Source organism: Streptomyces smaragdinus (genome assembly GCF_009604385.1).
GTDB lineage: Bacteria > Actinomycetota > Actinomycetes > Streptomycetales > Streptomycetaceae > Streptomyces > Streptomyces smaragdinus.
In genome coordinates this window covers 29,036-40,179 of record NZ_WEGJ01000035.1, presented here as the reverse complement: position 1 = coordinate 40,179, position 11,144 = coordinate 29,036, and the positions used below count along the sequence as shown (strand labels likewise).

13 protein-coding genes are annotated in these 11,144 nt (G+C 73.8%); 5 read left to right on the top strand and 8 right to left on the bottom strand.

Annotated features, from left to right (window positions below; all coding sequences use genetic code 11):
• Positions 1–68: 68 nt before the first annotated feature.
• A complete protein-coding gene (locus tag SRB5_RS28735) occupies positions 69–467 on the bottom strand; it encodes a winged helix-turn-helix transcriptional regulator (protein ID WP_153456371.1) in 399 nt (132 codons plus the stop codon).
• A gap of 111 nt (positions 468–578) precedes the next feature.
• Here SRB5_RS28735 and SRB5_RS28730 point away from each other — a divergent pair, with 111 nt between their 5' ends.
• Positions 579–1,517 (top strand): NADP-dependent oxidoreductase, encoded by a 939-nt coding sequence (locus tag SRB5_RS28730; RefSeq protein WP_153456370.1) that lies wholly within the window; start codon positions 579–581, stop codon positions 1,515–1,517.
• A 27-nt stretch (positions 1,518–1,544) separates the two neighbouring features.
• On the opposite strand, the gene SRB5_RS28725 is transcribed toward SRB5_RS28730, so the two are convergent.
• The 3 genes from SRB5_RS28725 to SRB5_RS28715 all read right to left on the bottom strand — a co-directional run bounded on the left by SRB5_RS28725 (position 1,545) and on the right by SRB5_RS28715 (position 4,029).
• Positions 1,545–2,048 carry a GNAT family N-acetyltransferase gene (locus SRB5_RS28725; protein ID WP_153456369.1) on the bottom strand — a complete coding sequence of 168 codons (504 nt, stop codon included), beginning with the start codon at positions 2,046–2,048 and terminating at the stop codon, positions 1,545–1,547.
• A gap of 31 nt (positions 2,049–2,079) precedes the next feature.
• Entirely contained in the window at positions 2,080–2,790 is a 711-nt protein-coding gene (locus tag SRB5_RS28720) for a peptidyl-tRNA hydrolase (RefSeq protein ID WP_153456368.1), read from the bottom strand.
• Positions 2,791–2,892: 102 nt separating this feature from the next.
• The gene (locus tag SRB5_RS28715) at positions 2,893–4,029 is read right to left on the bottom strand and encodes a DUF3103 family protein (RefSeq protein ID WP_228390528.1); all 1,137 of its coding nucleotides are present in this window, start codon (positions 4,027–4,029) and stop codon (positions 2,893–2,895) included.
• A 249-nt stretch (positions 4,030–4,278) separates the two neighbouring features.
• On the opposite strand from SRB5_RS28715, the gene SRB5_RS28710 reads away from it, so the two are divergent.
• From SRB5_RS28710 to SRB5_RS28695, 4 genes are read left to right on the top strand one after another with little or no spacing between them, the layout of a single operon-like run.
• A complete protein-coding gene (locus SRB5_RS28710) occupies positions 4,279–4,953 on the top strand; it encodes an AIM24 family protein (protein WP_153456366.1) in 675 nt (224 codons plus the stop codon).
• Between the two features lie 43 nt (positions 4,954–4,996).
• A complete protein-coding gene (locus SRB5_RS28705) occupies positions 4,997–5,791 on the top strand; it encodes an ATP-binding cassette domain-containing protein (RefSeq protein WP_153456365.1) in 795 nt (264 codons plus the stop codon).
• Complete coding sequence (locus tag SRB5_RS28700) at positions 5,788–6,456, top strand: ABC transporter (protein WP_323378649.1); 669 nt, start codon at positions 5,788–5,790, stop codon at positions 6,454–6,456. Before SRB5_RS28705 ends, SRB5_RS28700 begins: the two co-directional genes overlap by 4 nt.
• Positions 6,457–6,473: 17 nt before the next feature.
• A complete protein-coding gene (locus tag SRB5_RS28695; RefSeq protein ID WP_153456364.1) occupies positions 6,474–6,659 on the top strand; it encodes a hypothetical protein in 186 nt (61 codons plus the stop codon).
• Positions 6,660–6,665: 6 nt separating this feature from the next.
• Here SRB5_RS28695 and SRB5_RS28690 read toward each other — a convergent pair whose 3' ends face one another.
• The 4 genes from SRB5_RS28690 to zapE form a co-directional block, all read right to left on the bottom strand.
• The gene (locus SRB5_RS28690) at positions 6,666–7,484 is read right to left on the bottom strand and encodes a polysaccharide deacetylase family protein (protein ID WP_194293060.1); all 819 of its coding nucleotides are present in this window, start codon (positions 7,482–7,484) and stop codon (positions 6,666–6,668) included.
• 63 nt (positions 7,485–7,547) lie between these two features.
• Positions 7,548–8,429 carry a PPK2 family polyphosphate kinase gene (locus SRB5_RS28685; protein WP_323378647.1) on the bottom strand — a complete coding sequence of 294 codons (882 nt, stop codon included), beginning with the start codon at positions 8,427–8,429 and terminating at the stop codon, positions 7,548–7,550.
• A gap of 77 nt (positions 8,430–8,506) precedes the next feature.
• The gene (locus tag SRB5_RS28680) at positions 8,507–9,877 is read right to left on the bottom strand and encodes an alkaline phosphatase PhoX (protein ID WP_228390527.1); all 1,371 of its coding nucleotides are present in this window, start codon (positions 9,875–9,877) and stop codon (positions 8,507–8,509) included.
• A 159-nt stretch (positions 9,878–10,036) separates the two neighbouring features.
• On the bottom strand, positions 10,037–11,131 hold the full coding sequence (gene zapE / locus SRB5_RS28675; RefSeq protein WP_323378646.1) for a cell division protein ZapE: 1,095 nt from the start codon (positions 11,129–11,131) through the stop codon (positions 10,037–10,039).
• Positions 11,132–11,144 lie beyond the last annotated feature (13 nt).

Here is an 11,144-nt window from a genome sequence, read left to right as displayed (position 1 = left end):
CGACGTCGAACCCTTGTGGGGATTGTTCAGAGCCAAATTTGAGGTTGCCGCCCGATGGCCGGGACCGGTCAGCTCCGCCGGTCGTACGCCTCGCGGGACGCCATGATGCCCTCGATGTGCGTCTCCGCCCAGTCCTTGATCGCGCGCAGGACGGGCAGCAGTTCGCGGCCGGTTTCCGTCAGTTCGTAGTCGACCCGGACCGGGACCTCGGGCGTCACCGTGCGGGTGATGATGCCGTCGCGCTCCAGCGAGCGCAATGTCTGCGTGAGCATCTTCTGGCTGATGCTCGCGACGGTCCGCGCGACCTCCCCGTAGCGCCGGGGGCCGTCGGCGAGGGACGTGACGATCAGCGCCGTCCACTTGTCGCTGATGCGCCCGAGCAGTTGGTGGGAGGGGCAGGCGGCGAGGAAGGCGTCGTACGCCTCGCGGGCCTCGTCGCGGCGTTCGGCGGCGGTCATGGTGGGCATCCGTGGCTCTCCCCCGGGTCCGGTACGCACTTTCAGGTGCCTGCTTACCGATGGAGAGTAACGCCCCCTAGGTTCGTGCCGTAAGCGATCGGTACGAAGGAGCGGGGAACGATGCGAGCTGTGATTGTGACGGAGCCGGGCGGACCCGAGGCGCTGAGGGTGGTCGAGACGGCGGTGCCCGAGCCGGGGCCGGGGCAGGTACGGATCAGGGTCGGGGCGGCCGGGGTGAACCCGGTGGACACGGCGGTGCGCGCGGGTGTGTTCGTGCAGGTGGGGGTGGTGGCGGAGCGGGCGCGGTACGGGGTCGGCTGGGACGCGGCGGGCGTGGTCGACGCGGTCGGTGCGGGCGTGACGGGGGTCGCGGTGGGCGACTCGGTGGTGGCGCTGCTGGATCTGCTGGACCTGGAGCTCGGGGCGTACGCCGAGCAGCTGGTGGTGGACGCCTACGCGGTCGCCCCGGCGCCGCGCGGCACCGACGCCGCACACGCGGCGACGCTGCCCCTGAACGCCCTCACCGCCGACCAGTCGCTGGCCGCGCTGGCGCTGGAGCCGGGGCAGACGCTGCTGGTCACCGGGGCCGCGGGGGCGGTCGGCGGGTACGGGGTGGAGCTGGCGGCGAAGGACCGCGGGCTGCGGGTCGTGGCCCAGGCCGGGCCGGGGGACGAGGCGCTGGTACGGGGCCTGGGCGCGGCGGAGTTCGTCCCCCGGGACGCCGTCCTCGCCGCGGCGGTACGGGCCGTCGCGCCCGGCGGGGTGCACGGCGTGCTGGACGCCGCGTCGGTGGGGGCCGGGGCGCTGGCGGCGCTGCGCCCGCGCGGCAGGTTCGCCGCCGTGCTGCCGTCCAACACCCCGCTGCCGCTGCGCGGGACCACCGTCCACCTCACGCAGGTCTACGCGGACGGCGCCCGGCTGGCGGAGCTCACGGCGCTGGCGGACAAGGGGGTGCTGACGCCCCGGGTGGCGGACACCCTGCCGCTGGAGCGTGCCGCCGAGGCCCACGAGCGGCTGGCGCGCGGCGGGGTGCGGGGGCGGCTGGTGCTGGTGCCGTAGACCGGGGCCGGGGAGGGGGCGGCACCCTCACCGCGCGGCGGTGAGGTCCGCCTCCATCCACACGTCGGCCGGCAGCTCCGGATGCTCCGGGTCCGGCGCCCGCCCGATCTCCCGGAAGCCCTTCGCCCGGTAGAACGCCGCCGCCCGCTCGTTGCCGTCCAGGTACTCCAGCCGCAGCCGTGTCGCCCCCGCTGCCCGAAGCCGCGCCACGACGGCGGCCAGCAGCGCCGAGCCGACGCCGGTGCCGTGGCACTCCGGCAGCACGTACAGCTTCCACAGCACCGGTACGCCGTCCTTCTCCCCGAGCCCCGCCATCCCGGTGATCCGCCCGCCGGTCTCCGCCACCAGCACGTTCCCGGCGGCGATCCCGCGGGCGGTGGCCTCGGTCGACCACCAGACGGCCAGACAGCGTTCGACGTACCCGGGGCCCGTGAGAGGCGTGTACGTGGGCGGCCACGCGGCCAGTCCGACGGCGCGGACGGCCGCGGTGTCGGACAGCTCCGCCGGGCGTACCTCTGTCACGTCGCTCATCGGGCGATCAGAGCACGGGCGGACGGGCCGATCAACCGCGTTTCAGCGCCGGGTGTTCGGAGACCACCGTGACGCTGCCCGGGGCGATCTCCGTGAAGCCCGCGTCCCGGACCACCGGCAGCCCGCTGTGCAGCAGCCCGTCCCACGCGGCGGGCGCGGCAGTGCGTACCGCCAGCGGGAAGCCGTTCGCGCGCCAGGCGTCCCGCTCGGCGTCGGACAGCTCCCACCAGGCGAGCTGCGCTCCGTGGCCGGCCTGCGCCATGGTCTTCCCGGCGGACATCGCGAGCCCCGGCGGCAGCCACAGCACCGGGGTGCCCGCGGCGGGGGCCGGCGGGGGCTCGGGGTCGGCCAGCTCCGTACCGGAGACCTGGAGCTTGGCGAGGTCCTTGGGCCAGCCGTCGAGGGGGATCGGCGGGAACACCCGCACCTCGGCGTCGGTGCCGGTGACCGTGATGCCGGGCAGCGTCCCCGCGCGGCGCCACTCCGCGCCGCGCGCGCGTCGTACGACCTTGCGGATCCGGGCGTCCTCCCAGTCGCGCACCGCCTCGGCCCACTCGCCGTCGGGGGCGGTGGTCCGCTCGTCGGAGAGCAGCGTCAGCACGGCGCGGGCGGCGGTCTCGAGGGCGTCGGTACGGGCGGGCGGCGCGGCCTTCTCGATCCGCACCACGAGGGGCAGGACGTACTGGGGCCGCGCGTCGCGCCCGCCGTCGGGGTCGCGGAAGAGGGTTTCGGTGCTGGTCATCACCGTCAAGTCTGCCAGGCCGCCCGTGTGCCGGATCCGGGCGGCCCGCTCAGGTGCGAACCCCGCCCGGCAGGGGAGTGCCGGGCGGGGCGCGGTGTCACCTCACAGGGCGGAGACGAAGTACCGGTCGAAGGTCATCCAGCCGTGACCGCCGGCGCCGTTGCGGGTGCCGGTCATCTCACGGGACAGGGTGTACCAGGCGTCCACGAAGTCCGGGTCGTCCACCCAGAACGAGTCGGGCATCGCGTCGATGACCGGGTTCACCAGCGGGATGTACGCGCCGAGGTCCAGGATCGTCAGCAGCGCGCTGGCGAGGGCCTTGGCGAGCGCCGAGTAGTTCGTGTCGCCGTCGTCCTCAAACATCACGGTGTCGGCCAGGTTGTACTTGTACAGCGACCAGTTCACCAGGATCTGGTTCGGGTAGTACGTGTGGTCGGCGTCGTCCAGGTACGGCATGGTGACCGTGTCCACGCGGACCTTGCCGTCCAGCCCGAAGCCGCTGGTCACGGTGAAGATCTCGGCGTTGCCCTTGATCCAGGTCTCCTGGTCGTCGGAGAGCCGGACCGCGGTGACGCGCGAGGTCCAGTAGCCGTCCGCGGCGGCGGCCTGCGTCGACGTGGTGGTGGCGGCGGTGCTGGCCGGGGTCGCGACGCCGGCGGCGGCCAGCTCGCGGTTCAGCACCTGCATGCCTTCCGAGACGGCCTTGTCGCCGTCCAGACCGACCACGAGGACGGGCTGCTCCGGCGCGACCTTCGCGTCCAGCCGGTGGGCGCGGCCCAGGGAGTCGTACGCGGTGACGGAGGTCGCCTCGTCGTCGTTCGGCGCGGTGGCGACGAGCGGCGCGGTGGCGCTCAGCGCGGCGGCGGTGGTGTCGGCGCCGGCCAGCTGGACGGTGAGGAGCGAACCGGTGTCCGCGTCCAGCCCCTTGGCGGCGGCCACCTTGCGGTCGGCGGCGGCGACCTCGGAGCGGAACGCGGACCCGGCCTGGCCGGCCAGCGGGGCCAGCGAGACCTCCGCGCCACCGGCGGTCGCCCGGGCGACCTGGGACCGGAAGGTGCCGTCGGCGAGGGACAGGGCAAGGGACCGGGCGGTGGAGTCCTCGATCGAGGAGACCTGCGACTTGCCGCGGACCGGCGCCGACTTGGCGTCCGACGCCGAGGCGAGGCCGGGTGCGGCAGTGAGCGCGAGACCGGTGAGGGTGAGGCCCACCAGCGCGGTACGGAACTGCTGCGGGAACAAGACGTCCTCCAACAGGGGGTGAATGTCCCCTGGTGTCGGGGACATGCCAGACACCGCCACATGGTGGTGGGCGGTGCGAGGGGGGTGGAGCCCGACCATGATGCGGCATGATTGTTCTACGCGGATAGAGGGCGGCGTCACTGTTTACTGACCGGTCATTTTGTGAACGGCACCAAGACGACGGGCAGTTGGTCACGCCGCGTGGCGCCGGACTTGGCGGACGCGGTGGTTCCGGCGGACGATCCACCCATGCATAGCGATATCTTCGCCAAGGAACACATGGCCGAACCGGCGACGGCCCCCGGGATGACCCTGCAGAACGCCAAGTGCGTCAAGTACGCCGTGAACGGTGAGTGCCTCGCCCGCCAGGGCGCGATGATCGCGTACCGCGGCAATCTCCAGTTCGAGAAGAAGGGGCAGGGCGCCGGCCAGTTCCTCAAGCGGGCGGTGACCGGCGAGGGGCTGGCGCTGATGGCCGTGCGGGGGCAGGGCGAGGTGTGGTTCGCGCACGAGGCGGCGAACTGCTTCATCGTGGACTTCGCCCCCGGCGACGCGCTCACGGTGAACGGCCGCAACGTGCTGTGCTTCGACTCGACGCTGTCGTACGAGATCAAGATGGTGAAGGGCGCCGGGATGGTCGGCGGCGGCCTGTTCAACAGCGTCTTCTCCGGGCAGGGACGGCTGGGCGTGATCTGCGAGGGGACGCCGGTGGTGATCCCGGTGTCGCCGCAGTACCCGGTGTTCGTGGACACGGACGCGGTCGTGGGCTGGAGCGCGCAGCTGCAGACGTCGCTGCACCGGTCGCAGTCGTTCGGCTCGATGCTCCGGGGCGGCTCCGGCGAGGCGGTGCAGCTGCGGCTGGACGGCGAGGGGTTCGTCATCGTACGGCCGAGCGAGGCCCGGCCGGCGCCGGCGGGGCACTGAGATCACGCGGTTCTTACGGGGGGCTGCGCTAGCGTCCGGTCACATGAGGCTGGAGGGTGTCGGGCGGCGTTACGGGGTGCGGGGGCCGTGGGTGCTGCGGGGGGTGGAGCTCGGGCTGCCGCCCGGCGGGGGCGTGGTGCGCGTCGAGGGGGCCAACGGGTCCGGGAAGTCCACGCTGCTGCGGCTGCTCGCCGGGATCGACCGGCCCAGCGCCGGGCGGATCAGCGGGCGGCCTTCGCGCACCGCGTACGTGCCGGAGCGGTTCCCCGCGACGGGGCTGCCGTTCACCGCGCGCGGCTGGCTCGTTCACCTGGGCCGGGTGCACGGGCTGGGGAGCGGCGAGGCGCGGGCGCGGGCGGGGGAGTGGCTGGAGCGGTTCGGGGCGGCGGAGTTCGCCGGGGCGCCGCTCGACGAGCTGTCGAAGGGCACCTGCCAGAAGGTCGCCGTCGCCCAGGGACTGCTCGCGGACCCCGGGCTCCTGGTCCTCGACGAGGCGTGGACCGGACTGGACGCCGCGGCCCGGGGCGCCCTCGACGTGGCCGTCGGTGAGCTGGCGGCGCGGGGCTCGACCGTGGTGTTCGTCGACCACGACCCGAGCCGGCTCCCCGGCGCCGACCGCTGGCAGGTCGCCGCCGGTGCGGTCACCCCGGCTCGTACCGCCCCGTACGCCGTGATCACGGTGAGCGGCCCCGAGGACGCGCCGCTGCCGCCGGACGTCGTGGCGGTGCGCACCGGCGACCGGGTCAGCCTGACGGTCCCCGACGAGCGGGCGGACGAGGTGCTGCGGGAGCTGCTGACGTGCGAGCCGCCGTGGAGTGTGCGGGGGGTGAGCCGGTGACCGCCCTGGTCCGCTATCAGTGCGCCCTGCTCGTCCGCGGCCACCGCTGGCTGGCGCCCGCCGTGCTGTACGCCGCGATCCTCGCGATCGGCATCCGCGGGGGCGAGCCGGCCCTGGACTCCCTGGGCTTCGCCGCCGCCGCGCTCACCCCGAGCGCCGCCTGGCTGGTACGGATCTGCGTCGGCGCGGAGCCCGACGCCGCCCGCGCCTGCACGGTCGCCGCCCGCGGCGCCGCCCGGACCCACCTCGCGGCGCTCCTCGCGGCCCTGGCCGGCGCCCTGACGCTCGCCCTCGCGGGGACCGGCGCCGTCCTCGCCGTCAGCGACCCGCGCAGCTCCGACCACGAGGTGCGGCTCGACGTCCTGCCGACCGCCGCCGCCGGCCTCACCGCCGCCGTCTCCTGCGCGCTGCTCGGCGTCGCGGTGGGGGCGCTCGCCAACCGCCCCGTCCTGCGCGGTCCCGCCCGCTCCGTCCCGGCGACGCTGATCGGCGCCCTCGCCGTCCTCGTCGCCGGGGTGTCGCCCGCCAACGCCGCCGTCACCGGCCTCGTCACGGGCTCCCGCCACGGCACCGTCGACCTCCCGCTGGGTCCGCTCGCCCTTGCCGCCGCCGTCACCGCCGCGGCGGCGGCTGCCGCGTGCGCGGTGAGCGGGCGCCGCGGCTGAGGAGTTACGGTGGAGACATGACGTACTGCGACACCAGCGGCGCCCCAAGTGCCCCGGCCGGCACCGGAACTTCCCCGGACGAGCCGCGCGCGGACTGCGTCCAGTGCGGCGAGGCCACGGAGTACGCCGAGAGCGTTCCCGGCGTCGTCCTCTGCCCGGCCTGCGAGTGGCTCGAGGCCCAGCGCACGGCCTGCTCCGGCTGACGGACGCTACCCCGCCGCCAGCTCCGACACCTTCACGAACCGGTACCCGCGCTCACGCAGCTCCGGCACGATCGTGCGCACCGCCTCTTCCGTCACCGGCGCCGCGCTGGACGTGCAGTGCATGACGACCACCGACCCCGGCCGCACCCCCGCCAGCACCTGCTCGGCCACCGCGCCCGCGTCCGTGGCGAACGCGTCCCCGCTCTCCACGTCCCACTGCACCGCCGTCACCCCCGTCGGCGCGACGGCCTTCAGCGCCGCCGCGTCGTAACACCCGCCCGGGAAACGGAAGTACGGCACCGGACGCGCCACCCCCGCCCGCCGGATGGCGGCGAACGCCCGGTCGACGTCCGCGCGCATCGTGCCGGGGTCCACCGCGGGGAGGCCGTAGCAGGGGGTGGTGTACGCGTGATGGCTGTACGAGTGGTTGGCGACCTCGAACATCGGGTCCCGGCCGATCGCCCGCGCCTGGTCCGGGTACTGGTCCGCCCAGGCACCGGTCATGAACACCGTCGACGGCACCTGGAGCCGGCGCAGGGTGGCGATGAGCTCCGGATTGTCGAACCGTTCGCCGCCGGCGGCCCGGTCGACCTGGTCGGACATCATGTCGGCGTCGAACGTCAGCGCGACCCGCTTGGCACCCCGCCCGCCGTGCTTCAGGACAGGCGCCAGGGCGGGGGTGCGCGGCTTCGCGGCCGATTCGGGTTCACCGGCGGACTTGGCGGCGGTTCTCGCGGACTCGGCCGCCCGCGGGGCGGCGCAGCCGGTCGGCAGCAGGACGGCGGCCAGCAGGACGAGGGCACACGCGCCCCGGGAGGTGATCATGCTCCGGAGCGTAAAGATGATCCGTGCGATTATCGTGCGGAAAGCGTCGTACGGGGGATCGGGTTAGCCCGCCCGGCGGCGGCCCTTCACCCGTTCGCCGAGCAGCCGGGCCCGGCAGCCGTCCACGTCGTACGAGGGCGGCGGATACCGCGGATCCAGCTCCGTCAGATGCTCCAGCAGCAGCCGGCTCACCGCCCAGTCGCGGTACCACTTGCGGTCGCCGGGCACGATGTACCACGGCGCGTGGTCCGGGTTGCACAGCGCGAGCGCCTCCGCGTACGCCTCCCGGTACGCGGCCCAGTACCGCCGCTCGTCGATGTCGACCGGGTCGAACTTCCACCGTTTGGCCGGGTTGTCGAGCCGGGCCAGCAGCCGCCGGCGCTGTTCCTCGCGGCTGATGTGCAGGAAGCACTTGACGAGGGTCACCCCGTCGGCGGCCAGCGACTCCTCGAACCGGTTGATCTCGTCGTACCGCCGCGACCACACCTCCCGCGGCACCAGCCCGCGCACCCGGACGACCAGCACGTCCTCGTAGTGCGACCGGTCGAAGACGCCGATCTCGCCGGACTGCGGCAGCTGCTTGCCGATCCGCCACAGGAAGTGGTGGCGGCGCTCCTCGTCGGTGGGCGACTTGAACGAGCGGATCCGGCAGCCGGACGGGTCGAAGAGTTTGACGACGTGCTTGACCGTGCCGCCCTTGCCGGAGGTGTCCATGCCCTGCAGGACGAGCAGCAGCCGCCGCCGGTCACCGGCCGTGGCCGCCGCGAAGAGCCGCTCCTGGAGTCCGGCCAGCTCCGGCCCCAGCGCCGTCACCGCCGCCCGGCCCGCGGCCTTGTTCCGCGGGCCCGCGGGCGTGGCGCGCGGATCATAGGTGCCCAGGTCCAGCGGGCCGCCGGGCGGGACGCGCAGCAGCTCGCGCAGGTCCGTCGCCTCGCTCTTCGCCACCGGGCACCTCCGACGGTCTGGCGCGTCCCGGACCGGCGGCACGGGGCGGCCGGTCCGGGACGGTGTTCACGTCCGGATCACTTCTTCCATGGTCCGGTGACCGCGAAGGTTGTGCCAGGCGTGTAGGCGTTCACGTACATCGTGCCGCCGTCCGGGGCGAACGTGACGCCCGCGAACTCGCCGTACTCCGGTGCCTCGGGCGTGCCGATGTTCTGCCGGTTACGGGCCATCGGGTACACCTCGCCGCGCCGGGTGAGGCCGAAGACGTGCTGCTCGCCGCCGCTGTCCTCGCAGAGCATCAGCCCGCCGCCGGGGGCGAGGGTGATGTTGTCCGGCTCGTCGCCGGGGTTCTGCGGGTTCGTGTCCGGGCCGAAGACGATCACCAGGGTGAGGGTGCGGGCGTCCGGGTCGTAGCGCCAGACCTGGCCGTGGTGGGTGGCGGTGGAGCCGTCCTGCGTACGGGCGAAGCTGGACACGAAGTACACGTTGTGCCCGCCCCAGTAGCAGCCCTCCAGCTTCTGCCCGTGGGTGATGCCGCCCGGGCCGAAGTCCTGGTCGCGGATGGACGTCGTGGTGGCGAGGGGGTCCGGGACGTCGATCCACTCGATGTTCCGGAAGACCGCGCCGGTCTCCGTCACGGCCGACAGGTCGGGCACCCCCGGCACCCGCATGGCCTGCAGCGTGCCGCCGGCCCGCAGGGAGCCGACGCCGCCGAGGGGCTTCTCGGGCAGGAAGCGGTAGAAGAGGCCGAAGGGGTATACGAACGCGTCCTCCGTCTCGTACACCACCCCGTTGTGCGGATCGAAGGCGACGGCCTCGTGCGCGAAGCGGCCCATCGCCGTCAGGGGGACGGCCCCGGTGCTGCGCGGGTCGGCGCCGCTCACCTCGAAGATGAAGCCGTGGTCCTTGGTGTGGCCGTTCATCCCGGCCTTGTCCTCGGTCTCCTCGCAGGTCAGCCAGGTGTCCCAGGGGGACGGTCCGCCGGCGCAGTTGATGGCCGTACCGGCGACAGCGACGTGCTCACCGACGACGTTCCCGCGCCGGTCGAGGTGGATGGCGGTGCATCCGCCGCCGCCCGCGGGGTCGTAGGTGATGCCCTCGACCGTGGGGACCTTGTGCTCGGCGGTGGTGCGGTTCTCGTGGTTGCGTACGAGGATCACGCCGCCGCGGGGGCCGGCGAACGCGGCCATCCCGTCGCAGGCCTGCGGGACGAGTCCCTCGCCGGAGCGCAGGGGCTCCCCGGTGCGGGACAGTACGCGGTAGCTGAAACCTTCCGGCAGGTCCAGCACATGATCGGGATCGGGGACGAGCGGGCCGTAGCCGGCGCCGCGGCCCATCGACTGGGTGGCGGCCGCGCTCGAGGCAAAGAGTTCGGAGAAGGCCCCGGCGAAGGCGATACCCGCGCCCGCGGCACCCGTACGGGCCAGCATCTCGCGTCGTGACGTCATCAGACGGATCAACTTCCTGTTGGCGGACAGGAGATGTGCGGCCTCGTTCCTATCACCTGGTGAACGGCATGTGAACGGTGTGCGCATGCCCGGCGTGTTCGCGCCGGGTGTGTCCACCGGGACGGGAGAGTCGCAGAATTGTTCGGTTGTACGGCCGGCTCAGCCCTCCGCGGCGAGCGGCTTCGCGTCGCGGGCCAGGGCCGTGAGCCGGGATATCGCCCGGAAGTACTTCTTACGGTAGCCGCCGGCCAGCATCTCGGGGCCGAAGATCCGGTCGAACGGCACCCCGGACGCCAGCACCGGGACCTCCCGGTCGTACAGCCGGTCCGCGAGCACCACGAGCCGCAGCGCCGTCGACTGGTCGGAGATCTCCTTCACGCCCGTCAGGCACACGGCGCGCACGTCGTCCGTCATCGCCCCGTACCGGCTCGGGTGCACGGAGGCGAGGTGCTCCAGCAGCGTGGGGAAGTCGTCCAGCGTCGTGCCCGGCGTCGCGTACGCCACCCGGGTGACGGTCTCGTCGGTGAACGGGGCCGGCGCCTCGGGCAGACCGCGGTGGCGGTAGTCCTCGCCGTCGATGCGCAGCGGGCGGAAGTGCGCCGCCAGGCCCTGTATCTCGCGCAGGAAGTCCGCCGCCGCGAAGCGGCCCTCGCCCAGCTTGCCCGGCAGCGTGTTCGACGTCGCGGCGAGCGCCACGCCCGCGTCCACCAGCTTGCCCAGCAGCGTCGACACCAGCACCGTGTCGCCCGGGTCGTCCAGCTCGAACTCGTCGATGCACAGCAGCCGGTGCCCGCTCAGCGTGGCCACCGTCTGCTGGAAGCCCAGCGCGCCGACCAGGTTCGTCAGCTCCACGAACGTGCCGAACGCCTTCAGCCGCGGCTCGGCCGGCGTCGCGTGCCACAGGGAGGCGAGCAGATGCGTCTTGCCGACGCCGTAGCCGCCGTCCAGATACACCCCGCGCGGCCCCTTCGGCGCGGCCGGCGCCTTACGGAACCAGCGCCGGGCCCCGCCGCCCACCGCCGTGGCCCCGCCGCCCAGGCCCGCCGCGAAGTCCGCCAGCACCGTGACGGCCTCCGCCTGGCTCGGCCGGTCCGGGTCCGGGACGTACGTGGAGAAGCGCACGGAGTCAAAGCGCGGCGGCGGCACCATTTCGGCCACCAGCCGCTCCGCGGGAACCCGCGGCGTCCGCTCGGAGAGGGCCCCGGGGGAGGTCGTGTCGGCGGATATCGGCGCGGGGGCGGAGGAGGATGGCACGTACACATGGTAC